Origin of the sequence: Amycolatopsis sp. cmx-8-4 (assembly GCF_046548675.1) — a bacterium.
Taxonomy (GTDB): domain Bacteria; phylum Actinomycetota; class Actinomycetes; order Mycobacteriales; family Pseudonocardiaceae; genus Amycolatopsis.
Genome location: NZ_JAEBDZ010000043.1, coordinates 22,242 through 45,098, shown reverse-complemented (window position 1 = coordinate 45,098; position 22,857 = coordinate 22,242). Strand labels below are relative to the sequence as shown.

24 protein-coding genes are annotated in these 22,857 nt (G+C 72.8%); 13 read left to right on the top strand and 11 right to left on the bottom strand.

Features of this window, described 5'->3' with window-relative positions; translation table 11 throughout:
• Position 1: 1 nt before the first annotated feature.
• Both ACLJQZ_RS44805 and ACLJQZ_RS44800 read right to left on the bottom strand, forming a co-directional pair.
• Entirely contained in the window at positions 2 to 1,966 is a 1,965-nt protein-coding gene (locus ACLJQZ_RS44805) for a hypothetical protein (RefSeq protein ID WP_410627435.1), read from the bottom strand.
• Complete coding sequence (locus ACLJQZ_RS44800) at positions 1,963 to 3,360, bottom strand: ATP-binding protein (protein WP_247051922.1); 1,398 nt, start codon at positions 3,358 to 3,360, stop codon at positions 1,963 to 1,965. The genes ACLJQZ_RS44805 and ACLJQZ_RS44800 overlap by 4 nt, the downstream gene beginning before the upstream one ends.
• A gap of 100 nt (positions 3,361 to 3,460) precedes the next feature.
• On the opposite strand from ACLJQZ_RS44800, the gene ACLJQZ_RS44795 reads away from it, so the two are divergent.
• Positions 3,461 to 4,261: a hypothetical protein gene (locus tag ACLJQZ_RS44795; protein WP_410627433.1), complete on the top strand. Its 801-nt coding sequence runs from the start codon at positions 3,461 to 3,463 to the stop codon at positions 4,259 to 4,261.
• Positions 4,262 to 4,370: 109 nt separating this feature from the next.
• A complete protein-coding gene (locus ACLJQZ_RS44790; protein WP_410627432.1) occupies positions 4,371 to 5,129 on the top strand; it encodes a class I SAM-dependent methyltransferase in 759 nt (252 codons plus the stop codon).
• Here ACLJQZ_RS44790 and ACLJQZ_RS44785 read toward each other — a convergent pair.
• Positions 5,126 to 6,169: a ferrochelatase gene (locus tag ACLJQZ_RS44785; RefSeq protein ID WP_410627463.1), complete on the bottom strand. Its 1,044-nt coding sequence runs from the start codon at positions 6,167 to 6,169 to the stop codon at positions 5,126 to 5,128. The two genes, ACLJQZ_RS44790 and ACLJQZ_RS44785, sit on opposite strands and share 4 nt — an antisense overlap.
• An 87-nt stretch (positions 6,170 to 6,256) precedes the next feature.
• Here ACLJQZ_RS44785 and ACLJQZ_RS44780 point away from each other — a divergent pair, with 87 nt between their 5' ends.
• Entirely contained in the window at positions 6,257 to 6,838 is a 582-nt protein-coding gene (locus ACLJQZ_RS44780) for a TetR/AcrR family transcriptional regulator (protein ID WP_410627430.1), read from the top strand.
• Between the two features lie 68 nt (positions 6,839 to 6,906).
• Entirely contained in the window at positions 6,907 to 8,073 is a 1,167-nt protein-coding gene (locus ACLJQZ_RS44775; protein WP_410627428.1) for a Cmx/CmrA family chloramphenicol efflux MFS transporter, read from the top strand.
• Positions 8,074 to 8,134: 61 nt separating this feature from the next.
• On the opposite strand, the gene fabI is transcribed toward ACLJQZ_RS44775, so the two are convergent.
• On the bottom strand, positions 8,135 to 8,902 hold the full coding sequence (gene fabI, locus ACLJQZ_RS44770) for an enoyl-ACP reductase FabI (protein ID WP_410627426.1): 768 nt from the start codon (positions 8,900 to 8,902) through the stop codon (positions 8,135 to 8,137).
• 35 nt (positions 8,903 to 8,937) lie between these two features.
• Complete coding sequence (locus ACLJQZ_RS44765; protein ID WP_326949734.1) at positions 8,938 to 9,642, bottom strand: beta-ketoacyl-ACP reductase; 705 nt, start codon at positions 9,640 to 9,642, stop codon at positions 8,938 to 8,940.
• A gap of 444 nt (positions 9,643 to 10,086) precedes the next feature.
• On the opposite strand from ACLJQZ_RS44765, the gene ACLJQZ_RS44760 reads away from it, so the two are divergent.
• The 8 genes from ACLJQZ_RS44760 to ACLJQZ_RS44725 all read left to right on the top strand — a co-directional run bounded on the left by ACLJQZ_RS44760 (position 10,087) and on the right by ACLJQZ_RS44725 (position 16,535).
• Positions 10,087 to 10,620, top strand: a complete 534-nt coding sequence (locus ACLJQZ_RS44760; protein ID WP_410627424.1) for a hypothetical protein — start codon at positions 10,087 to 10,089, stop codon at positions 10,618 to 10,620.
• A gap of 112 nt (positions 10,621 to 10,732) precedes the next feature.
• Positions 10,733 to 12,070 (top strand): MFS transporter, encoded by a 1,338-nt coding sequence (locus ACLJQZ_RS44755; RefSeq protein ID WP_410627422.1) that lies wholly within the window; start codon positions 10,733 to 10,735, stop codon positions 12,068 to 12,070.
• A 7-nt stretch (positions 12,071 to 12,077) separates the two neighbouring features.
• Positions 12,078 to 12,746 (top strand): response regulator transcription factor, encoded by a 669-nt coding sequence (locus ACLJQZ_RS44750; protein WP_410627421.1) that lies wholly within the window; start codon positions 12,078 to 12,080, stop codon positions 12,744 to 12,746.
• A gap of 3 nt (positions 12,747 to 12,749) precedes the next feature.
• Positions 12,750 to 14,138 carry a sensor histidine kinase gene (locus tag ACLJQZ_RS44745; protein WP_410627418.1) on the top strand — a complete coding sequence of 463 codons (1,389 nt, stop codon included), beginning with the start codon at positions 12,750 to 12,752 and terminating at the stop codon, positions 14,136 to 14,138.
• Entirely contained in the window at positions 14,135 to 15,079 is a 945-nt protein-coding gene (locus ACLJQZ_RS44740) for a TAXI family TRAP transporter solute-binding subunit (protein WP_410627416.1), read from the top strand. Before ACLJQZ_RS44745 ends, ACLJQZ_RS44740 begins: the two co-directional genes overlap by 4 nt.
• A 22-nt stretch (positions 15,080 to 15,101) precedes the next feature.
• Positions 15,102 to 15,527 (top strand): acyl-CoA thioesterase, encoded by a 426-nt coding sequence (locus ACLJQZ_RS44735; RefSeq protein ID WP_410627414.1) that lies wholly within the window; start codon positions 15,102 to 15,104, stop codon positions 15,525 to 15,527.
• Positions 15,528 to 15,531: 4 nt separating this feature from the next.
• Positions 15,532 to 15,999, top strand: a complete 468-nt coding sequence (locus ACLJQZ_RS44730; RefSeq protein WP_410627412.1) for a tRNA (cytidine(34)-2'-O)-methyltransferase — start codon at positions 15,532 to 15,534, stop codon at positions 15,997 to 15,999.
• A gap of 23 nt (positions 16,000 to 16,022) precedes the next feature.
• Complete coding sequence (locus ACLJQZ_RS44725) at positions 16,023 to 16,535, top strand: hypothetical protein (protein WP_410627410.1); 513 nt, start codon at positions 16,023 to 16,025, stop codon at positions 16,533 to 16,535.
• A 35-nt stretch (positions 16,536 to 16,570) separates the two neighbouring features.
• Here the strand turns inward: ACLJQZ_RS44725 and ACLJQZ_RS44720 are convergent, their stop codons facing one another.
• From ACLJQZ_RS44720 to ACLJQZ_RS44700, 5 genes are all read right to left on the bottom strand, one after another.
• On the bottom strand, positions 16,571 to 17,551 hold the full coding sequence (locus tag ACLJQZ_RS44720; RefSeq protein ID WP_410627408.1) for a VWA domain-containing protein: 981 nt from the start codon (positions 17,549 to 17,551) through the stop codon (positions 16,571 to 16,573).
• 73 nt (positions 17,552 to 17,624) lie between these two features.
• Complete coding sequence (locus tag ACLJQZ_RS44715) at positions 17,625 to 18,569, bottom strand: DUF58 domain-containing protein (protein ID WP_247051937.1); 945 nt, start codon at positions 18,567 to 18,569, stop codon at positions 17,625 to 17,627.
• A 7-nt stretch (positions 18,570 to 18,576) separates the two neighbouring features.
• Positions 18,577 to 19,650, bottom strand: coding sequence for an AAA family ATPase (locus ACLJQZ_RS44710; RefSeq protein ID WP_247051938.1), 1,074 nt, complete (start codon positions 19,648 to 19,650; stop codon positions 18,577 to 18,579).
• Between the two features lie 162 nt (positions 19,651 to 19,812).
• A complete protein-coding gene (locus ACLJQZ_RS44705) occupies positions 19,813 to 20,358 on the bottom strand; it encodes a molybdenum cofactor guanylyltransferase (RefSeq protein ID WP_410627406.1) in 546 nt (181 codons plus the stop codon).
• A 9-nt stretch (positions 20,359 to 20,367) separates the two neighbouring features.
• Entirely contained in the window at positions 20,368 to 21,072 is a 705-nt protein-coding gene (locus tag ACLJQZ_RS44700) for an SAM-dependent methyltransferase (RefSeq protein ID WP_410627404.1), read from the bottom strand.
• Positions 21,073 to 21,131: 59 nt separating this feature from the next.
• Between ACLJQZ_RS44700 and ACLJQZ_RS44695 the strand changes: the two genes are divergently transcribed.
• Positions 21,132 to 21,527, top strand: a complete 396-nt coding sequence (locus tag ACLJQZ_RS44695; RefSeq protein WP_410627402.1) for a DUF1801 domain-containing protein — start codon at positions 21,132 to 21,134, stop codon at positions 21,525 to 21,527.
• A gap of 1 nt (position 21,528) precedes the next feature.
• On the opposite strand, the gene ACLJQZ_RS44690 is transcribed toward ACLJQZ_RS44695, so the two are convergent.
• Positions 21,529 to 22,848 carry an NlpC/P60 family protein gene (locus ACLJQZ_RS44690; RefSeq protein ID WP_410627461.1) on the bottom strand — a complete coding sequence of 440 codons (1,320 nt, stop codon included), beginning with the start codon at positions 22,846 to 22,848 and terminating at the stop codon, positions 21,529 to 21,531.
• Between the last annotated feature and the right edge of the window lie 9 nt (positions 22,849 to 22,857).

The following is a 22,857-nucleotide window of genomic DNA, read 5'->3' as shown; positions in this document are numbered from 1 at the left end:
GTCAGCGGCGCCGGGTACGCAGGTAGTCGCCCACCACCGCCGCGCCCAGGCCGTCCAGGTCCGGAGCCACCACCCGGCCGCCCGAGCGGCGGGCGATGACGTCCACGAACGCCGTCAGCCGCGGGTCGTCGCCCAGCCGGAACACCGTCACCGACGCGCCCAGCTTGGCCAGGCGATCCACTTCGGACAGTGTCTTGTGGAGGGTCTGCGGCTGCGGCGGGTAGTCGAAGACGGCCTCGCCGTCCGGTTCCAGGTGCGCGGTCGGCTCGCCGTCGGTGACCATCAGGACCACCGGCTGGGCGTCGGGATGACGTCGCAGGTGGCGCCCGGCCAGCAGCAGCGCGTGGTGGGCGTTGGTGCCCTGCTCCCACGCGCCTTCCAGCCCGACCAGCTCCGGCAGCTCCATCGACGTCGCGTAGCGGCCGAAGGTGATCAGCTGCAGTGCGTCGTTGCGGAACCGGGTGGTGATCAGCTGGTGCAGCGCCAGTGCCGTGCGCTTCATCGGCAGCCAGCGGCCTTCCGAGACCATCGACCACGACGTGTCGACCAGCAGCGCGACCGCGGCGCGGGACCGGTGCTCGGTCTCGACCACTTCGACGTCCTCGACGTCCAGCCGGACCGAGGACTCCCCCACCGACACCGAGCGCAGCACGGCGTTGCGGATCGTCCGCGGCACGTCCCAGGGCTGCATGTCCCCGAACCGCCACGGCCGCGACGCGCCGGTCGGCTCGCCCGCGGCGCCCGCCGACTCGGTCTCGCGGTCGCCGGACTTGCCGCGCAGCGCGTTGACGATGTCCGACAGCGCCGTCTCGCCCAGGCGCCGCAACGCCTTGGGCGACAACCGGAGCGACCCGTCGGCGGCGCGTTCGAACAGGCCCTGGCGGCGCAGCTCACGCTCCAGTTCGGACAGTCGCCGCGCGTCGACGCCGGCGTCCTTCCCGAGCTGGCTCTCGAGCGCTTCCAGGTCGATGTCGTCCAGGCTCGCGCCGGGGTAGGACTGGCCCAGCTGCTCGGCCAGCGCGTCCAGCTCGGCGAGGTCGGCCATCGCCTGGGCGCCTTCACCCATGCCGAGCGGGTTCTTGCCGCGGAAGCGTTCCGACGACGTCCAGTCCTCGCCCGGCCGGGCCGCGCGCAGCTGCGCGTCCAGGTTGGACAGTTGCTGCGCGAGCCGCGGGTCGCCGAACGCTTGCTGGGTCAGCTCGGCCAGCTCCGCGCGTTGCTCGGCGGACATCGAGTTGAGCATCCGCTGGGCCGCGGCGGACCGGGCCGCGAGGGCGTCGATCAGTTCCTCGACGTTCTGCGGGTTCTCGGGGAAGTACTCGCCGTGCTTGCCCATGAAGTCGTCGAAGCGCTCCTGGATGTCTTCGGCGCCCTCGGCGTGCGCGGCCAGCAGGTCGTTGAGGTCCGAGAGCATCTCGTTGATCCGCTCGACGTCCTCGGGCCCGGCGTTCTGCAGCGCCTGTTTCATGCCCTGGAACCGGGACTCCATCAGCTCCTGGCCGAGCAGGTCGCGGATCTTCTGGTAGTTCTCCCGGCCCTGTTCGGAGCGCCAGTCGTACTCGGACAGCTCGTTGACGGCCGCGGCCGTGCCGGGCGGCAGGGCGTCCAGCTGGGCCTCGCGGAAGCGGGCGTCGTCGTCCGGGTCGGGGAACAGCTCGCGGCGTTCGGCTTCGAGGGCGTCCTGCAGGAGGCGCTGGACCTCCTGCAGGGTGCCGTCGAGGTTGTTGCGCCGCTGGATCTGCGAGCGGCGCTGCCACAGGCGCCGGGTCAGCTCGTCGAGCCCCGAAGTGCGGTCGGTACCCCGGCGCAGCAGCTCCTCCAGCGCGGCGCGCGGCGACGAGCCTGCCATCACGTCGCGGCCGATCTCGTCGAGCGCGTCGTGCAGGTCGGCCGGGGGCGCGAGCGGGTCCGGCCCGTCGTGGAACGGGCCGTAGGAGTAGCCGTCGGGGAGCGGGACCGCGGTCATCGGCCGTAGACGGTGGTCGTGTCGTCGGAGTCCTTGGCGAGCCGCCGGGCCAGGAACAGCGATTCGAGGGCGAGTTCGACGGCGGCCGCGATCCGGCCGGCGGGTTCGTCGGGCGAGACCCCGGCGCGCGCGGCGACCTCGTGCAGCACCGGCAGCTCCGGCAGCGCCTTGAGGACGTCTTCGCCCGGCACGCGCTCGCCGGTGGCGACGAGGTGGCCGTCGGCGACCGCGTCGGCCAGCGGGCGCAGGTCGAGGCCGGCGAAGCGCTCGCGGGCGGTCTCGGCGATCGCCCGGCGCAGCAGGTGCACGAGGTGCTCGACCTCGCGGCCCTCCTCGCCCGGCTCGAACTCGATCTTGCCGCGCAGCACCGACGGCACCGCGTCGAGGTCGACCGGCCGGGCCACGGCGGGTTCCTCACCGGTCAGCGCCGAGCGGCGCAGGGCCGCGGCCGCCACGGTCTCGGCCGCGGCGACGGCGAACCGCGCGGAGACACCCGAGCGCTGGTCGATGACCGGCGACTCGCGGAGGTTCCGCACGAACCGGGCGATGACCTCCAGCAGCGGCTCCCCCACTTCCGCGACGAGGTGGGCTTCCTGCCGGACGACGGCGACCTCGGACTCGACGTCCAGGGGGTAGTGCGTGCGGATCTCGGCGCCGAAGCGGTCCTTCAGCGGGGTGATGATCCGGCCGCGGTTGGTGTAGTCCTCGGGGTTCGCGGTGGCGACGAGCAGGACGTCCAGGGGCAGCCGCAGCGTGTAGCCGCGGACCTGGATGTCGCGCTCCTCCATCACGTTGAGCAGCGCGACCTGGATGCGCTCGGCGAGGTCGGGCAGCTCGTTGATGGCGACGATGCCGCGGTGGGCGCGCGGGACCAGGCCGAAGTGGATGGTCTCGGGGTCGCCCAGGCTACGGCCTTCGGCGACCTTCACCGGGTCGACGTCGCCGATCAGGTCGCCCACCGAGGTGTCCGGCGTGGCCAGCTTCTCGGTGTAGCGCTCGGAGCGGTGGCGCCAGGCCACGGGCAGGTCGTCGCCGAGCTCGGCCGCGCGCCGGAGCGACGCGGGCGTGATCGGCTGCAGGGGGTGCTCGCCCAGCTCGGAGCCCTCGATGACGGGCGTCCACTCGTCGAGGAGCCCGGAGAGGGTGCGGAGCAGGCGGGTCTTGCCCTGGCCGCGCTCGCCGAGCAGGACGACGTCGTGGCCGGCCAGCAGCGCGCGTTCGAGCTGCGGCAGCACCGTGCGGGAGAACCCGACGATGCCCGGCCAGGCGTCGACCCCCGTGCGGAGGGCGGTCAGCAGGTTGTCGTGGATCTCTTGCGCGATGGGCCGCGGCTCGTACCCGGCCGCGCGCAGGGCCCCGGCGGTGCGGGGAAGATCGTCTGGAACTACGTTCACCCGTTCGACGCTACTGCCGGATCGGCGGCCCGTCGATGTGGAGCGACTCCAGCGTGGGCGCACTGCCGGGTTGCGGAGCGGCCCGGTAAAATAGGGCGTCGTGTGCCGACCCAGTGCGACCTTCGCCGTCTGGTCCAGCGCGTGGCTGAACGGAGCCGCCGCGTCCGACGATGTGCTCGACGCCCTGCTCGCGTGGGGTGAGGCGCACGATGTCGTCGCCGCCGACGCGGCCGCCGCGGAGGCGTTCGAGCTCCCGCTGGCCTTCAACCGCGCGGCCACCCCGGTCCAGTTGCTGATGGCCCTGCGTTCGCAGGGAGCGAAAAGCATGCGGCTGGTCCTCCCCGTCCCGGGTGACGTCCGGGGCCTCGGGGGCGGCGGGCCGTTCACCGAGGCGGCGTTGCGCGCCGGTGACGCGGTGGTGCTGCCCGAGCTCGGCTTCGGGATCGTGCCGGAGCCGGTCGCCGAGGGCCTAATGCGCTGGACGGTGTTCTCGCTCGTCCCCTTGGCCGCGCCGCCGGAGTACGTCGCGGTGGGCGAGGCCGAGCACGGCCTGACCGACGCGATCCGCGCGAGTGCCGGCGCGCTCCAGACGTTGAACGTCGCCAGCGACCGCCCGGGAGTGCGCGCGGAACTGTCCGCCCACCTGCGCTCCCGCCCGGACGTCGACTGGCCGGCGGGCACGCCCGGACGGTCGCTGCGGGTGCTGCAGCGCGCCGAGGAGATCTCGGCGATCCTGGCGATCGCCGAGACCGACGACCCGGGTGGGGCGCTGTCGGCGTCGGCGTCGAACCTGCGGGCACAGGCGCTGCGGCCACTGTCGGACGCGGTGCGGATCGCCCGGTGCGCCGCCGTCAACGAGGCCGTGCGGGTCTTCGCGGAGCAGACCGCTCGCGAAGGCTGACGTCTCAGCGGTTCGTGTCGTCGGTGATGTGCCCGAACAGCCCCGGATCGCGGACCTCGCTCCCGTGGTTCGCGAACTCCCCCGCCGCGATCCCCAGTACCGTGGCGCGATGGTCGAGGACACCTGGGCCGCGCTGGCCGACCAGTTCGCCGACGGTGCTTACGCCTCCGTGAAGGGACGCGTGCGCACCTACGTCATGCACCGGCAGCTGCTGGAGCACCTCCCGGCCCCGCCGGCCCGGGTGCTCGACGTCGGCGGCGGCGCGGGACACCAGTCGCTCCCGCTGGCCCGCGCCGGCTACGACGTCACGCTGCTCGACCCGTCGCCGGCGATGCTGGACAAGGCCCGGCAACGGCTGCCGAACGGGGTGACGTTCGTGGAAGCCGACGGCGCGGACGCCGGGGAAGCCGTTGGCGGGCAGCGTTTCGACGCTGTGTTGTGCCACGGCGTGCTCGGGTACCTGGCGGACCCGGAACCCGTGCTCGACCAGTTGTGCCGGTGCGCCGCTCCCGGCGGGCTCGTCTCGATCATGGCGGGCAACGCCGACGCCGCCGCGGTGCGCCCGGCCATGGAACGGCGGTGGGAGGACGCGCTGGCGGCGTTCGGCACCCGCGCCGAGATCGGCGTGCTGGGCCTGCCGACGCGCGCCGACACCGTCGACGAACTCGGCGAGTCCCTGCGCCGCCGCGGCGTGGAACCCCTGCGGTGGTACGGAGTGTGGCTGTTCGTCGACTGGCTCGACCTCAGCGGCGCCGACCTGGATCCGGCCGACACCGAACGCGTGGCCGCCGTCGAACTGGAGGCCGGCCGGCGGGATCCCTACCGCCGGCTCAGCCGCGTCTTTCACCTGGTGGGGCGCAAAAGCTAACGGCCGGGACGCTTCGCGGGCTCGCAGCAGCCGATCGCGCACGGCGCGCCGTTGACCGTGCAGCCGCCCGCCGGGAACGGCGACAGCTTGCGCGGCGCCACGTCGTGCGTGTGCTCGCGGATCAGCTCCACCACCAGCTCGGCGAACCGCGGGTCGCTGCCCGCCGTCGCCGCGCGGGCGAACGCCATGCCGTGCTCCGCCGCCCGTTCGGCCGCTTCGTTGTCCAGGTCCCAGATCACCTCGAGGTGGTCCGAGACGAACCCGAGCGGCGAGACGACCACCGCGGGGACGCCCTCGGCGTGCAGGGCGTCGATGTGGTCGACGATGTCCGGCTCCAGCCACGGCACCTGCGGCGGCCCGGACCGCGACTGCCAGACGACGTCGTAGGTCTCGACGCCGGCCTCGGCCGCGACGAGCCGGGCGGCCTCGGCGATCTGGCGCGAGTAGCGGCGGCCGCCCTCGGCCGGCGGGCCGGACGCCTTGTCGGCGCTGTCGGGCACCGAGTGCGCGGTGAAGACCGTGCGGGTGCCCGGCACGTTACCCAGCGAAGCGTGGGCGGCGCGGACGCCGTCGGCGATCGCCGAGACGAACAGCGGGTGGTCGAAGAACTGGCGCAGTTTCACCATTTCGGGGGCACTTTCACCGACCGCGGCGCGAGCGCGTTCGATGTCCTCGTCGTACTGGCGGCACGCCGAGTAGCCGCCGTACGCGCTCGTGGGGAAGACCAGGATCCGCTGCGCGCCGGCCGCCGTCAGCTCGCTCAGGGTGGCTTCGACCATCGGGTGCCAGTTGCGGTTGCCGAAGTGCACCGGCAGGTCGACACCCGCGGCCGCGAGCTGCTTCTCGACCGCGGCGATGGCGTCGCGGTTCAGCTTGTTGATCGGCGAGACCCCGCCGAAGTGCTGGTAGTGCTCGGCGACCTCCAGGAGCCGCTCACGAGGCACCCCCCGGCCCCGGGTGACGTTCTCGAGGAACGGCATGACGTCGTCAGGCCCTTCCGGACCACCGAACGAAAGCCACAGCAACGCGTCGTATCCCACCCCGGTCATCTTGCCGCTGTGGCGCCCCGCACGCTGACGCGGGCCCGTTATGAATCGACCAGTCCAAAACCCTGGTACGGTGATCTCATGGCCAGGCCACGGGAGTTCGACGAGTCCGCCGCCGTCGACAGCGCGATGCACGTGTTCTGGGAACACGGCTACGAGGCGACTTCGACGCAGGACCTGTGCGACGCCACCGGGTTGGGCCGCAGCAGCGTCTACAACACCTTCACCAGCAAGAAGGCGCTGTTCGAGCGATCGCTGACGCACTACACCGACAGCCAGCTCACGGCCCGGCAAGCACTCCTCGAGGGCCCGGGCACAGCCGCCGAACGGCTCACCGCGCTCCTCACCACGACCATCGACGCCGAACTCGAGCGGAACCGCCGCGGCTGCCTGGTGGTGAACACCCTCGCCGAGCTCGGCATGCCGGACGACGGCATCGGCGCCGCCCTGCGCAGCGACACCGAGCGGAACCTGGCGATGCTCGGCGAGTGTGCCCGGGAAGGCGTGCTCGACGGCAGCCTGCGGCCCGGCCGGGATCCGGCCGACGTCGCGCAGTTCGTCCTCAACACCGTCACCGGCCTGAAGGTGATGTCCCGGCGCGGCACCAGCCGCGAGGCGATGCACGCCGTCGCCGATCTCGCCCTGTCCGCTCTCGTCGCCTGAACCCGGGCCCCTTCCGGCAGAAGCCTGCCCGCGTTTTGTACTGACCATTACACAACCAAGGAGGACCCGTGCCCCTGGCCGTCTTCGTCCTCGGGCTCAGCGTGTTCGCGCTGGGCACGTCCGAGTTCATGATCACCGGCCTGCTCCCCGGCATGGCCGCCGACCTCGGCGTGAGCATCCCCGACGCCGGCCTGCTGATCTCCGCGTTCGCCATCGGCATGGTGATCGGCGCGCCCCTGCTGGCGATCACCACACTGCGGCTCCCCCGCCGCCGGACGCTGCTGGTGCTGCTGGCGGTCTTCCTCGGGGCGCACGTCGTGGGCGCCCTCGCCACCGGGTACGCGCTGCTGTTCGCGACGCGGGTCGTCGCCGCGCTCGCTTGCGCGGGCTTCTGGGCCGTCGGCGTCGCCACGACGATCGCGCTGGTGCCGGTCGAGCGGCGCGGCCGCGCGATGGCGGTGCTGGTCGGCGGGCTGACCGTGGCGAACGTCGCCGGGGTGCCCGCGGGCACGGTCATCGGGCAGCACGCGGGCTGGCGGACGGCGTTCTGGGCGGTCGCGGCGGTGACGCTGCTGGCGGCGGCCGGCGTGGCCGCGCTGGTGCCCGAAACGACCGGCGGCGGGATGAGCGTCCGGTCCGAGCTGCGGCTCTACCGGCGCGGCCGGGTCTGGCTCGCACTCGGCGTGATCGCCTTGTGCCAGGCCATGATCTTCGCCGCGTTCAGCTACCTCGCGCCCCTGCTGACCGAGACGGACGGCCTGCCCCAGGCGTGGGTCCCGGGCGTCCTCGCGCTGTTCGGCGTCGGCGCGCTCATCGGCATCACGGCCGGCGGGCGGCTGGCCGACCGGCACCCGTTCGCCACGCTCTACAGCTGCGTCGCGCTCGCGCTGGCGGCCCTGCTCGTGCTGGCTCTGACGACCGACGCGGTGGTCGCCGTCGCGGCCGTGCTCGTCTTCGGCGCCGCCGGGTTCGGCGCCAACCCGGCGCTGAACGTGCGCACCTACGCCGTGGCCGGGAACGCCCCGACGCTCGTGGGCGCCAGCACGACGGCGGCGTTCAACGTCGGCAACACCGCCGGGCCGTGGCTGGGCGGCGTCGCGATCGGCGCCGGGCTGGGCTTCCCGAGCGTCGCGTGGACGGGCATCGCCCTCGGCGCGGCGACGGTCGTCGCCCTCACGGTCGCGGTCGCCGTCCAGCGCGCCGACGACCGGCGCCCGGTCCCGGTCGCGGCCTGAAAGCCGTGAAGGCCTCCTTCCCGGCCATAAGAGCCGGTAAGGAGGCCTTCACGGACCACGATCAGATGCCGAGGGCGTGGACCCCGCCGTCGACCATGATCATCGAGCCGGTGGTCGCCGGGAGCCAGTCCGACAGCAGGGCGCAGACGCTCTTCGCCGTCGGGTCAGGGTCCGAGCTGTCCCAGCCGAGCGGCGCGCGGTCGCCCCAGCCGTCTTCGAGGTCCGAGAAGCCCGGGATCGACTTCGCGGCCATCGTCTTCATCGGGCCGGCGCTGACCAGGTTGACGCGGATGCCCTGCGGGCCCAGCTCCTTGGCCAGGTAGCGGTTGACCGACTCCAGCGCGGCCTTCGCGACGCCCATCCAGTTGTAGACCGGCCACGCGACCCGGGCGTCGAAGTCCATGCCGACGATCGACGAACCGCGGCCCAGCAGCGGCAGGCACGCCTTCGACAGCGACATGAACGAGTACGCCGAGACGTCCACGGCGATCTTGACGTCCTCGGCCGGCGCGTCGAGGAACGGCGCGCCGAGGCAGCTCTGCGGGGCGAAGCCGATCGAGTGCAGCACGCCGTCGAGGCCGTCGACGTGCTCCCGGACGTTGTCCGCGAGACCGGCGAGGTGCTCCTGGTTGGTGACGTCGAGCTCGATCACCGGGGCCGGCTCGGGCAGCCGCTTCGCGATGGTCTTGACCAGCGACATGCGGCCGAAGCCGGTCAGGACCACCTTCGCACCCTCCTGCTGCGCGATCTTGGCCGCGTGGAAGGCGAGCGAGGCGTCGGTGATGATGCCGGTGATCAGCAGGCGCTTGCCTTCGAGCAGTCCGGGCACAGGTCCTCCAAGTCTTGTTCGGGTGTGAAGAGAGGTCAGTGGCCGAGGCCGAGGCCGCCGTCGACGGGCAGCACCGCGCCGTTGACGTAGCCGGCGTCGTCCGAGGCCAGGTACCGCACGGCGGCGGCGATCTCCGACGGCTCGGCGTAGCGGCCGGAGGGCACCTGCGCGAGGATCTGCTTCTTGCGGTCCTCGGGTAGGTCGTCGGTCATGTCGGTGCGCACGAAGCCGGGCGCGATGACGTTCGAGGTGATGTTGCGGGAGCCGAGCTCACGAGCCAGCGAGCGCGCGAAGCCGACCAGGCCCGCCTTGCTCGCCGCGTAGTTCGCCTGGCCCGCGGAACCGGAGAGGCCGACCACCGAGGAGATGAAGACGAACCGGCCCCACTTGCCGCGCAGCATGCCGCGCGACGCGCGCTTGGCGACCCGGTAGGCGCCGGTCAGGTTCGCGTTGATGACCCGCTCGAACTGGTCGTCGCTCATCCGCATGAGCAGGGTGTCGTCGGTCAGGCCGGCGTTGGACACGAGCACCTCGACCGGGCCCTGGTGCTCCTCGACGAGCTTGAACGCCGCGTCGATCTGCTCGGTGTCGGTGACGTCCGCCTGCACCCCGAAGAGCCCTTCGGGAGCCCCGGACCCGCGGTGCGTGACGGCGACCTGGTGGCCCTGTTCGGCGAGATCCCGGGCGATCGCCAGACCGATGCCCCGGTTGCCCCCGGTGACCAAGACCGACCGTCCCACAGCGTTCTCCCTCTTTCGACCGTGCGTGAGTGACGGCAAGAGGCTATCGGCAGGCCGGTCCGGGCGCGCAGCCACGCCCGCCATACCTGCAGGTAACCGCCGTCATCCGAGACGGGTGTCGGCAACACCACACGACAAGCGCGCGCTCCGGCCAGCGGAACGTGAGTGCGGCGGGACGGTACCGGCCGGTAGGTCGACGGAGCGTGACGTCGCGCCTGCCGGTGCGTTGTTGCTTACACTTTCCGCAACAGTGCGACGCAGACCACAGCGCGCCGTGTCGGCGAGCCTTCAGCACTGCCGAGCGACCGGGCTCGGCGCGATGCCGTGCTCGCGCCGGTAGACGGCACCGCACATCATCGACAGAGGCTTGTCAGGCACCGGGATGCCGCGCACCACATCCGGTGCCACAGCCCGTCGATCACGGGATGGATCGCATCAGGATCGATGTGGATCACTGCGGACGCGATTTCTCCCTGGCGGTGCGGCAACTCGAACCTGCTGATCGTCGACAAGGCAAGCCGGGCGGCGCTGCTCGCCGGGGTCGAACAGGGCGACCCCGGTCCCCTGCGGAACACGCCGACGGCACACCGGACCGACGTCAGCTTGGGCAGCGTCGTCTCCGAGAGGGCCGCCGGATGGTTCCGGAAGTGGGCCGTCGAGGGCGACACCGCGACGCTGCGGACCAACTCGGTGAGCGTGATCGCGAAGCTGCCGGGCCAAGAGAACGCCGACCTGGTCGTGAAAGTGCTGGAGAACGATCCGAAGGTGCGACGCTTGGTCGTCGCGAGCGAGATCTCGCGGCTGACCCAGCTCGACTGGACGGTCGCCCTCCAGGGCGCCGACGATCCGACGACGATTCCCGAGCCGCGGAAGCTCGCGCCGAAGCTGGCGAAGGGTGCCGTCGACCCGAAGGGCACCGAGGCACGCTGGGCGTGCACCTACCTGTTGTCGCGGATGGTTCCCGTCCTGGGCCGGTAGCCCGGCCCGGGCGATGCACGGATGTGTCCTAAGCGGGTGTAAGGAACCCTCCTCCGGCCTTGCTGGTCGTCTCGCGGTTGGTCACCGTGAGTCGCAACACAGGAGGTCGACGATGACTACCCGGATCAACGGCACCGGCGCCGCGGGCGTGAGCGAGAAACGCGTGATCGGCAACGTGCTGCGCGGCTCGATCGGCAATCTGGTCGAGTGGTACGACTGGTACGCCTACGCGGCGTTCACCACCTACTTCGCCAAGTCCTTCTTCCCCACCAGCGACACGACGGCGGCGTTTCTCGGCACCGCCGCGGTGTTCGCCGTCGGGTTCCTCATGCGGCCGCTCGGCGGCTGGATGCTCGGGCGGTTCGCCGACCGGTTCGGCCGCCGGCGCGCACTGGTGCTGTCGGTGACGCTCATGGCGGGCGGGTCCCTGCTGATCGCCGTCACCCCCGGCTACCAGACGATCGGGATCGCCGCGCCGATCCTGCTGCTCGTCGCGCGGCTGATCCAGGGCCTCTCGGTCGGCGGCGAGTACTCCACCTCGGCGACGTACCTGTCCGAAGTGGCCACTCCCGGCAAGCGCGGCTTCTACTCCAGCTTCCAGTACGTGACGCTCTACGGCGGCCAGCTGCTGGCCCTCGGGCTCCAGCTGATCCTGCAGGCGCTGCTCACCGAGCAGCAGCTGACGGCGTGGGGCTGGCGGATCGCGTTCGGCGTCGGCACCGTCGCCGCGCTCAGCGTGATGTGGCTGCGCCGCGGCATGGACGAGTCCGAGAGCTTCACCAAGGAGGCCGGCCAGGCCTCCGGGGAACGCGGCACCCTGCGCGCGCTCGCCAAGTACCCCAAGGAGATCGCGCTCGTCGTCGGCCTCACCCTGGGCGGCACCGTGGCGTTCTACACCTTCGCCACCTACAGCCAGAAGTTCCTCGAGAACACCGCCCACATCCCGCGGCGCACGGTCACGATCATCCTGTTCTCGGCGATCCTGCTGGCGGCGATCCTGCAGCCGGTCGCGGGCAAGCTGTCCGACCGGATCGGACGTCGCCCGCTACTGCTGTTCTTCGGCATCGCGGGCACGCTGCTCACCGTCCCGATCATGACGATCATGGGCTCGACGCGGAACCCGGTCGGCGCGTTCTTCCTCGTCCTGGCGGGGCTGGTGGTCGTCGCCGGGTACACCTCGATCAACGCGATCGTGAAGGCCGAGCTGTTCCCGACGAAGATCCGCGCCATCGGCGTCGGCCTGCCCTACGCGCTGACCGTCGCGATCTTCGGCGGCACCGCCGAGCTGATCGCGCAGGCGCTGAAGAGCGCCGGGCACGAGTCGGTGTTCTTCTTCTACGTCGCGGGCTGCGTCCTGGTTTCCCTCGTCGTCTACGGCACAATGCGGGAGACCTCGAAGAGCTCGGAGCTGGAGGAACGCACCGCACTGGTGGATGCGGGCGAACGCTGAGAAAGGGATGGCCGTGCGCGTGCTCCTCGTCGAAGACGACGCCGGGGTCGCCGGTGCGCTCGCCGAGTCGCTGCACGCGCGCGGTCATCCGGTCACCAGCGTCGGCCGCGGCGCCGACGCCCTGCACCGCCACCGCGACGCCGACCTCGTCCTGCTCGACCTGGGCCTGCCCGACATCGACGGCCTCGACGTGCTGCGCAAGATCCGCGCGGTCTCCCGGGTTCCGGTCATCGTCCTGACGGCCCGCGGCGACGAGCGTTCGATCGTGCGCGGCCTGCGCCTCGGCGCGGACGACTACCTGACCAAACCCGTGCGGCTCGCGGAACTGCTGGCCCGGATGGACGCCGTCGTGCGGCGCGCGGTCGCCCGCGACGCCCCGGCCGGCGACGTCGTGCACGTCGAGGACGTCGAGATCGACCTGGCCGCCCGCCGGGTGCGGGTGGCCGGCGCCGACATCGCGCTGACCACCAAGGAGTTCGAGATCCTGGCGGTCCTCGCGGCACGTCTCGGCACCGCGGTCAGCCGCCAGCAGCTGATGGACGAGGTCTGGGGCGACGCCTACCTCGCGGTCTCGCGCTCGCTCGACGTACACCTCACGGGCCTGCGCGCGAAGCTCGACCGGCCGGGCCTGCTCACCACGATCCGCGGCTTCGGCTACCGGCTCGGCCGGGACTGAGCCGTGCGCACCCGCCTGCTGGTGGTCCTGGTCGCGCTGGCGCTGGCGGTGGTGGCCGCGTTCGCCGTGCCACTGCTGCTCTCCACGGCCGAGCAGCGCACCCAGGAGCTGGTCATCTCCCGCACCGCCGACGTCGACCGGTTCGTCGTGCTGGCCCAGCAGGCGGTCGACACCCGCGATCCGGCCGCGCTGGCCGCCGACGCGACGCGCTACGCCGACCTGTACGGCGAAGGCGTGGTCATCGTCGACGCGCGGCGCCTGCCGCTGGTGCAGGCGGGCGGGCTGACCGCGACCGACCCCGCCGTGCACGCGCTGGTCGAGGCGACCATGCGCAACGAGCCCGGCCCGCGCGTCGACCGGCTCGGGCCGCTCTCGACCGAACCGGCGTACTTCGCGCGGCCGGTCGGCACCGGGACCCGGGTGTCCGGCGTCGTCGTGCTGCGGGCGTCGGTGACGGCGGCCGCCGCGGACGTCGCCGCCCGCTGGGGCACCATCGCCGCCGGCGCGCTCCTGGTCGCCGTCGTGTTCGTGCTGCTCGCCGTGCTCCTGGCCCGGTGGATGGTGCGGCCGCTGCACGAGCTGGAGACCGGCGTGCTGGCCGTCGCCGCCGGGCACCGCGCGCACGTCCCGGAACGCGCCGGGCCGCGCGAGCTGCGGTCGCTGGCCGGTGAGGTCAACCGGATGTCCGAGGCCGTGCTGGAGGCCGCCGACCAGCAGCACCGGCTGGTCGCCGACGCCTCGCACCAGCTGCGGAACCCGATGGCCGCGCTACGCCTGCGCGTCGATTCCCTTGCGGGCCAAGCGGAAGGCGCCACCTACCGGGCGACCGTGGCCGAGGTCGAACGCCTCGAGAAGCTGCTGGACGGCCTGCTCGCGCTCGCCCTCGCCGAAAGCACCGCGACCCGGGTGGCGGCCGGGGCCGCCGACGAGCCGTGCGACCTCGCGTCCGTGCTCGCCGAGCGCGTCGACGCCTGGCGCCCGGCCGCCGACGACGCCGGGGCGGCCCTCGTCCCGCCGCCGGGGCACGACGAACCGGTGACCGTCCGCTGCCCGGAAGGCGAGCTCGCGCAGATCCTGGACGTGTTGCTGAACAACGCCGTCCACTACGCGGGCCGCGGCGCGAAGATCACCACGGACTGGGAAACCGGCTCCGAAACGGCGACGCTGGTGGTCCGCGACGACGGCCCCGGACTGTCCACTGAGGACCGGGCCCGGGCGACGGAACGGTTCTGGCGCGCCGGCGGCGAAGGCGCCCCACGCGGGACCGGGCTCGGCCTCGCCATCGCGCACCAGCAGGTGCGCACCCGCGGCGGCGTCCTCGAACTGCGCCAAGCGGAACCGCACGGCCTCGAGGCCCGCGTCACGCTGCCGCTCGCGGAGGAGGGGCCATGACGATCACCCGGCGCACCGCCCTGCTCGGCGGCCTCGGCCTCGCACTGGCCGGGTGTTCGTCGTCCGGTTACGCCGGTCCCGAGCGGGCCCTCACCATCGCCGCCGGCGAACGCGGCGGCTTCTACCTCGCCTTCGCCGAGCTGCTGGCGACGGAGCTGAGCCGCGCCGAACCGCTGCTGCACGCCACCGCCGTGCCGACCGAGGCGAGCGTCGCCAACGTCGACCTCGTGCGCGGCGGCCGGGCCGATCTCGGGCTGGTGCTGGCCGACGTCGCGCAGACGGCGCTCGGCGGCGGCGCGCCGTTCACCGGAAAGGTGCCGCTGCTCGCGCTCGGCCGCGTCTACGAGAACTACCTGCAGCTGGTGGTGCGCGCGGACGGGCCCGCACACCGGCTCGCCGACCTGGCCGGCCGCCCGGTGTCGCTGGGCGCGGGCGGCTCCGGCGCGGCACAGCTGGGCGAGCGCCTGTTCGCCCGGGCCGGAGTCGTCGTCGACGCCCGGCACCTGCTGTTCGACGACGCCGTCCACGCGCTGGCCGACCGGCGGATCGACGCGATGCTGTGGTCCGGCGGCGTGCCGACGCCGAAGCTCGCGGACCTCACCCGCACGACGCCGATCGCGCTGCTCCCCCTCGACGCACTGGTCCCCGCGCTGCGCACGACCTACGGGCCGGTGTACGACCAGGTCCAGGTCCCCGAAGGCGCCTACCGCGGCGTCGGCGCGCTGGGCACGATCGGCGTCGCGAACCTGCTGGTCTGCTCCCCCGCCCTCCCCGACGACGTCGCCGCGGCGGTGGTCCGGCTCCTGGTCGAGCGGGCGACGGACCTGGTGCCCGCGGAAGCCGTCGGCACGCAGTTCCTGGACGTCCGGACGCTGATCGGCACCCAGCCGGTGCCGCTGCAGCCCGGCGCGGCCACGGCGTACCGCGTGCTGCACGGCTGAACCCGCTCGCTAGATTGGCCCGGTGACGGAACCCCGCCGGCCGATCGTCGAAATGCCGCTGCGCGTGCGCTACCACGAATGTGACGGCCAGGGCATCGTGTTCAACGCCCACTACATGGCCTATGTGGACATGTGCGCGTTCGAGGCGGAGAAGGCCCTGTTCGGCTCGCGCGACGAGTTCCTCGCCCACCGCACGGACGTCGTGGTCGCGGAGGCGAACCTGAAGTTCCGCGCGCCGGCCCACTACGACGAGGAACTGGTCGTGTCGCAGTTCGTCACCCGCCTCGGGACGACGTCGATGGTCAACGAATTCGAGATCAGCCGTGATGGCGCGCTGATCAGCGAGGCGACCCTGCGGTACGTGTTCATCGACCCGGCGACGATCCGCCCGGCCGCGCCGCCGGCCGCCGTCCGCGAGCAGTACGCCAAGTTCCTGGCCGAGGGCTGAGCCGGTGTTCCGCGTTCTCTTCTACCACCCCGAAATCCCGCCCAACACGGGCAACGCGATCCGGCTCGCGGCCAACACCGGCTGCGAGCTGCACCTGGTCGAGCCACTGGGGTTCACCCTGGAAGACAAGCAGCTGCGCCGCGCCGGGCTCGACTACCACGACCTCGCGCGGGTCCGGGTGCACGCGGACCTCGACGCGGCCTGGCGGGCACTGCTGCCGGCGAACGTCTACGCGTTCAGCGCGTCCGCCACCCGGCTGCACACCGACGTCGCCTACACCCCCGGCGACGTCCTGCTGTTCGGGCCGGAGTCGGTGGGCCTGCCCGCCGACGTCCAGCGGGCGCCCGAGGTGACCGACCGGGTGCGGCTGCCGATGCTGCCGACCAGCCGCTCGCTCAACCTCGCCAACACCGCGGCGATCGCGATCTACGAGGCCTGGCGGCAGAACGGGTTCGCCGTTCCGGAGGCCTGACCGGCGTCCGGTAGGTTCGCCCGGTGCGACAGCAATTCCTGGGGGCGCTCATCGGCGCCGCGTTCGGTGCCGTGTTCGTCCTGGTCAACTCCGGCGACCCGCTGCCCGCCGTGGCCGGCTGGATCCTGCGCGGCCTCGCCGTCGTCGCGCTGGCCGCCGTGGTGGTCGTCGGGTTCCGCGCGGGCGGGCGCCCGACGCTGGCGGACCGGCCGATGTTCGGGCCGAGCTACCGGGTGATCGTCGTCGGCGAAGTGGTGCTGCTGATCGCCGGGTTCTTCGTGCTCAGCCTGCTCGACGCGCCGGTGCAGGCCAACGTCGCGTGGATCGCCACGATCGTCGGGCTGCACTTCGTGGCGCTGGCCTCGGCGTGGAAGACACGCTCGATCCTCGTCGTCGGCGCGGTCCTGACAGTGCTCGGCGTCGTGGGCCTGGCTTTGCTCGGGACGGCGGCGCTGCCGTGGGTCCCGTTCGTCAGCGGCACGCTCTCCGGCGTCACCCTCCTGGCGGGGAGCCTGTACGGCGTCCGCCGCGCCTGAAAGGCGGCACTTTCACGTGAAAGTGCCGCCTCCGCTCAGGGGAGCCGCTGGCCGTAGAACAGGCTCGCCGCCGCGCCCAACATCAGGATCAGCGTCCCGACGACCAGCCACGGCTTGCTCGCGTCGGCGTCCTTGATCTCGTAGCCGATCTGCTCGCCGAGGTCGCCGTAGACCTTCTTCAGCTCTTCCGCGCTGGCCGCCTTGTAGAACTCGCCGCCCGAGAGGCGCGCGATCTCGCGCAGCGACTCGTCGTCCACGCTCACCGGCTGGGCCTTGCCCTCGATGTCGACCGAGCCGTGTGTGGTGCCGAAGGAGATCGACGAGATCGGCACGCCGGCCTGCTTCGCCGCCTGCGCCGCGGTGTAGCCGCCGCGGGCCGCGTACAGGTCCTCCGGGACGGTCTGCTTGCCGTCGGACATCAGCACTATGCGCGCCGGCGGCGGTCCGTCGGCCCCGCCCACGACGCTGGAGAAGCTCTCGACCGACTGCAGGGCCGCGAAGATGCCTTCACCGGTGGCCGTGGACTGCGCCAGCTTCAGGTTGTCGATCGCCTTGATGACGCCGTTGCGGTCGGTGGTCGGGTTGACCAGCACCGTCGCCGTGCCGGCGAAGGAGATCAGCCCCAGGTTGATCCCCGGGGTCATGTTCTGCGCGAACTGCGTCGCCGCGTCCTGGGCCGCCTTCAGCCGCGTCGGCGCGACGTCGGTGGCCTCCATCGACAGCGACACGTCGATCACCAGCATCACGGTCGCCCGGTTGCGCGGCACCTTCTGCTCGGCGGTCGGCCCGGCCAGCGCCACGGTCAGCAGCAGCAACGAGAGCACGATCAGCACCGCCGGCACGTGCCGGACCCAGCCCTGGCTCTTCGGCGCGACCTTCTCCAGCAGCTCCAGGTTCGCGAACCGCATGGTCCGCTTCCGGCGCGCCCGCTGGGCCAGGACGTACCCGATCGCGACCGCGGCCACGGCGATCAGCAGCAGGAACCACCACGGCGTGGTGAACCCGGTCAAACTCACGCGCCCACCTCGCTGACGCTCGCTGCGGCGTTCGCCGAAAGCGCGGTGTTGAATGGTTCGGTCGCAAGCTCCCTCACGCCACACCCCCGGACCAGCGCCGCTTGCGGGCGACGACGAACCGGACCATGTCGGCGATCCAGTCGGCGTCGGTGCGCAGCGTCAGGTGCGCCGCACCCGCGCGCCGCAGGCCGGCCGCCACCGTCTGCCGGTGGGCGTGGGCCGCGGCCCCGAACTCCTTGCGCAGCAAGGCCGAAGCGTGCACTTCGCGCTGTTTCCCTGTCTCCGGGTCGGCCAGCACGACGGTGCCCACCTCGGGCAGGTCGATGTCGCGCGGGTCGAGGACTTCGATCGCGATCAGTTCGTGGCGCCCGCCGAGCGCCCGCAGCGGCCGCTCCCAGGTGGGCTCGCCCAGGAAGTCGGAGATCACCACGGCCAGGCCCCGGCGGCGCGGCGGCCGGCGCAGCGCCTCCAGCGCGTCGGCGAAGTCACCCCGGGTGCCTTCGGGCGCGCGCGGCGTCGCGGCGATCTTGCGGACCAGGCCGCGGGCGTGCGCGAGGCCGCCGCGGGCGGGGACGCGGGTGGTCTCGGCGCCGGTGGACAGCAGCGCGCCGATCCGGTTGCCGCCGCCCCCGGTCAGGTGCGCGACCGCCGCGACCGCGCAGACCACCAGGTCCCGCTTCTCGCACAGCGCCGTGCCGAAGTCGAGGCTCGCCGACAGGTCGGCCACCACCCAGGTCTCCAGCTCGCGGTCGGCCACCGTCTCGCGGATGTGCGGGGTCGTGGTGCGGGCGGTGACGGCCCAGTCCATCCGGCGCACGTCGTCGCCGGGCTGGTACGGCCGCGCCTCGCCGGGCTCGGACCCCGGCCCCGGCACCAGGCCGAGGTGGTTGCCCTGCAGCAGGCCGTCGAGCCGGCGGCGGACGTCGAGCTCCAGTGTGCGGAGCCCGGCCTCCAGCCGGTCGCCGCGCAGGACCGGCGGGGCCCACGAAGGGCGCTCGCCCTTCTCGTTCTTCGCCATCGCCGGGTTACCTGACCGGCGCGCCCGCCGGGACCGGGCCGCCCTGCCCGGCCCCGCCCTGCGGCCGGGCCGAGACCTGCGGCAACGGCACGGTCTGCAGCACGCGGGTGATGATGTGGTCGATGGGGACGCCGTCGGCGAGGGCGTCGTAGGACAGCACGAGCCGGTGGCGCAGCACGTCCGGCACGACGTCGACGACGTCCTGCGGCAGCACGTAGTCGCGGCCGCGGACCAGGGCCAGCGCCCGTGAGGCGGCGATGATGCCGAGGCTGGCGCGCGGCGAGGCGCCGTAGGACACCCAGCCGGCGACGTCGGCGAGGCCGTGGTCGTTCGGCGTGCGGGTGGTCAGCACGAGCCGCACGACGTAGTCGACCAGCGCGTGGTGCACGAAGACCTGCGCGGCGACGCCCTGGAGGCGGACGAGCTCGCCCGGGCTGAGCACCTCGTGCGGGGTGGGCGGCGTGACGCCCATCCGGTAGATGATCTCGCGCTCCTCCTCCGCGGAGGGGTACTCGACGAGGATCTTGAACAGGAAGCGGTCACGCTGCGCTTCCGGCAGCGGGTACACGCCCTCGTTCTCGATCGGGTTCTGCGTGGCGAGCACGAGGAACGGGTCCGGCATCGGGAACGTCTGGCCACCGATGGACACGTGCCGCTCGGCCATCACCTCGAGCATCGCCGACTGCACCTTCGCCGGCGCGCGGTTGATCTCGTCGGCGAGCACGAAGTTGGCCACGACCGGGCCGAGCTCGACGTCGAACCGCTCGGCGCCCTGGCGGTAGATCCGGGTGCCGAGGATGTCGGCCGGGACCAGGTCCGGGGTGAACTGCACGCGCGAGAACGAGCCCCCGACGACCCGCGCGAACGTCTCGACGGCCAGCGTCTTCGCGACTCCGGGCACGCCTTCGAGCAGCAGGTGGCCCTTGGCCAGCAGGCCGACCAGCATCCGCTCGACCAGGCGGTCCTGGCCGACGATGATCCGCTTGACCTCGAACACGGTCCGCTCCAGCAACTGGGCGTCCCGCGCCGGCGTGGCGGGCTGCTGCCCGTTCCCGCCCTCGGCGTAGCCGGGCTCGGTCACTCTGCCTCCTTGTTGAGTCCGTGCGCCGCCCCCGCGACGTTGATCACGCGGTGCGACCGTACTGCGTCCCCCGGTCGTCCGTCCGTCCGGCACGCGGACGCACGGGCCGGCCCGTGAGGGTAGCCAACACGGTGCCCGGTGTGACATCTGTGAAGCACCGGCTCAGGACAACCGGTCCAGGTCCTCGGGGGTGTCGATGTCGTCGGCCTCCCCCGGCTCGGCCGGGACGTCCACGATGTCCAGCGCGCCGAGCGTCCGGCGCAGGGCCGCGTTCTCCGGGTGCTCGGGCAGCGCGGCCCGCAGCGCCGGCACCCGCCAGACGCCGAGCAGCCACTGGCGGGCCCCCGCCGCGTCGACCAGGACCGCGCCGTCGGCCCCGCCGACCGCCGCCACCAGCCGGTCCACTGTGGACCGGCGGACGCCGGGCAGGTCGGCGGCGAGCACGGCGACCGCTTCGACGTCCTCGGGCACGAAGAGGAGCCCGGCGGCGACCGCGGCCACCGGCCCGGTGCCCGGTACGGGCTCGCGGGTCCACACGACGTCGAAACCGGGTCGTCGCGGGCCGACCGCGATCACCCGCTCGGCGCCCTCGAGGGCGTGGATGGCGCGGGTCAGCAACGGTTTTCCGCCCACATTCAGGGCCGGCTTGTCCACACCGGACAGTCTGCGGGCCGACCCGCCGGCCACCACGATCCCCGCGTACCGCACCCCGGGACCCTAGCGGCCCAGCACGAGGTAGGAGAAGCCCAGCACACCGCGGTAGTCCCCGACGTACTGCCGCAGCCGTTCGCCGAGCCAGGCGCGCACCTCGGATGCCCGCGGATCGGCCGGGTGGGCCAGCACCCACTCCTGCCACGCGGCCCGCGACGTCGACTCGAAGTCGTCCCATTCGAGCTGGTCCGCGACGCTCAGGTGGAGCACCTGCCAGCCCGCGGCACCGGCGGCGCCGAGCAGGTCCGGCAAGGTCAGGACGTCCTCGCCGAAGATCCCGACCGCGGCCGGGGCCGGCGGCGCGGCCCAGAAGCCGTCGCCGTAGAGCAGCCGTCCGCCGGGCGGCACGACCTTCGCGAGGCGCTCCAGCGCGGCCCGGGACGAGCCGAAGGCGTGCGAAGCGCCGATGCAGAGCACCCGTTCGGCCGGGATTTCCCAGGTCGCGGCGTCCGCCTCGACGAACTCGACGTCGCGGTCCGCGGCCGCCGCCCGCCCGCGTTCGAGGCCGGTGACGTCGGTGTCGACGCCGACCCCGCGCAGGCCGGGCGTCCGGGCGACGGCCCGCAGCAGCAGCTCGCCCCAGCCGCAACCGAGGTCGGTCACCGTCCCGGTGAGGGCCATGCGGTCGAGCAGCAGCTCGGCGTGGGCTTCGGACAAGGGCGTGTTCCAGCGCATCCGGGTGCGCCGCAGCGCGTTCAGTTCGTCGTCCACCGGGCGATCCTGGGCCGGGACGGTACCGCCGTCGAGCGAGTTTCGGCGATAATCGACGCGTGACCCACACCGTCGAACCGCGCGTCGACGCCTACATCGACGCCCTGCCCGAGTGGCAGCAGGCGATCTGCCGCGAGGTCCGCGAGCTCGTCCACGCGGCGGATCCCGGGGTGACCGAGACGATCAAGCGCACCCGGCAGCCGTACTTCGTGCTGGAAGGCAACATCTGCGCGCTACTCGCGGCGAAGGACCACGTCAACGTCTTCGTCTACGACGGCGGCATCGTGCCCGACCCGGAAGGCATCATCACCGCCGGGCACGGCAACAAGACCGCGCGGACGGTCGCCTTCCGCCGGGACGAGCCGATCAACGCACCCGCGCTCACCGCGATGTTCCGGCAGATCATCGCGAACAACCGGGCCGGTGGCTGGCGCAAGCTGAAGCGCGACGCCTGACTCAGCCGACCAGGCGCGTGGCGTACGGCATGATCCCGCCGTAGCGCACCGGGGCGATCCGGACGCGGAGCCCGGACTGCGGGGCCTCGACCATCTGCCCGCCACCGAGGTAGAGCGCGACGTGGTGGATGCCGCCCGCGCCGCCGTAGAACAGCATGTCGCCGCGGCGCATCTGCGACAGCGGGACCTGGCGGCCGGACGTGTACTGGTAGCCGCTGTAGTGCGACAGCGACCGGACCCCGGCGAAGGCGTAGATCATCAGCCCGGAGCAGTCGAAGCCGATCTTGTTGTAGTCGCCGTAGCGGTCGGCGACACCGCCGTCGCGGATGCCGCGGGTCGGGCCGCTCGCGTTGCCGCCGCCCCAGGCGTAGGGCATGCCGAGCTTGGACAGCGCCCGGGCGATCACGGCCTCGATCGACGCGCCGGCCGGGGCCGACGGGCGGGACCCGCCGGACGGGCGGCCACCGCCGCCGCCCCCGGACGACGCGAGCGCGGCCTGCCGGGCGCGCTCGTCGTCTTCACGCTGCTTCTGCGCGAGCCAGTCCTGGTAGCGCTGACGCTGCCCCTGCAGGCCGTTGACCTTGGCCTGCGCGGTGTAGAGCTGCTGCTCGACGCTCGACTTGTTGGCCTCGAGGGCCGAGTTCTGCGTCTGCTGGTTGTCCTGCGCGCTGACAGCCGCGCTCTGCGCGGCGTCGGCGCCGTTCTTCGCCTGCCGCGCGGCGTCCTGCTTCTGCTGGGCGATCTCGGCGGCCTTGCGGGCCGCGGAATCCTTGTTCGACTTCTCGGTCTGCGCCTGCTGGAGCCGGTCGAGGGCGTTGAGCCGGTCGCCGCCGACGGCGTCGAGCAGCTGCGCGCGGGCCAGCATGTCCTTCGGGCTGTCGGCGCTCAGGTACGCCGAGAGCGAGCCGACCGTGCTGCCCTGCTGGAAGCTGGCTGCAGCGAACGACTTGAGCTCGTCGCGCGCCTTCTCGATCGCCCCGGCCGCCGCGTCCGCCTCGGTCCGGGCGGCCTTCGCGTCGTTCTCGGCCTGCGCCGCGGCGTCCTGGGCCGTCTGCAGGTCGACCAGGGCCTTGTTGGCCTCTTCCTGCTTCAGCTCGACGTCGTCCTGCAGCTGCGACAGCTTCTGCTCGGCCTGGGCCAGCTGGTTGGTCAGCCGGCCGACCTCGCCGGCCTTGGCGTTCGCCTGGGCCTTGCTGGAGTTGAGGTCCGAGTCGCTGGGGTTGGGCGGCGGCGGGGGCGCCGCGAGGCCGGTACCCCCCGCGCCGAACAAGATCACCAAGGCCAGGGTGCTCACGGTCAGTCCACGGCGCCCGCTCGGCACACACCAGCC

What these genes read in the sequence shown, in the direction of transcription:
- ACLJQZ_RS44805 (WP_410627435.1), bottom strand. Translation starts at nt 1,966, where the DNA reads ATGACCGCGGTCCCGCTCCCCGACGGCTACTCCTACGGCCCGTTCCAC.
- ACLJQZ_RS44790 (WP_410627432.1), top strand. Translation starts at nt 4,371, where the DNA reads ATGGTCGAGGACACCTGGGCCGCGCTGGCCGACCAGTTCGCCGACGGT.
- ACLJQZ_RS44780 (WP_410627430.1), top strand. Translation starts at nt 6,257, where the DNA reads ATGGCCAGGCCACGGGAGTTCGACGAGTCCGCCGCCGTCGACAGCGCG.
- ACLJQZ_RS44760 (WP_410627424.1), top strand. Translation starts at nt 10,087, where the DNA reads ATGTGGATCACTGCGGACGCGATTTCTCCCTGGCGGTGCGGCAACTCG.
- ACLJQZ_RS44755 (WP_410627422.1), top strand. Translation starts at nt 10,733, where the DNA reads ATGACTACCCGGATCAACGGCACCGGCGCCGCGGGCGTGAGCGAGAAA.
- ACLJQZ_RS44750 (WP_410627421.1), top strand. Translation starts at nt 12,078, where the DNA reads ATGGCCGTGCGCGTGCTCCTCGTCGAAGACGACGCCGGGGTCGCCGGT.
- ACLJQZ_RS44740 (WP_410627416.1), top strand. Translation starts at nt 14,135, where the DNA reads ATGACGATCACCCGGCGCACCGCCCTGCTCGGCGGCCTCGGCCTCGCA.
- ACLJQZ_RS44715 (WP_247051937.1), bottom strand. Translation starts at nt 18,569, where the DNA reads ATGGCGAAGAACGAGAAGGGCGAGCGCCCTTCGTGGGCCCCGCCGGTC.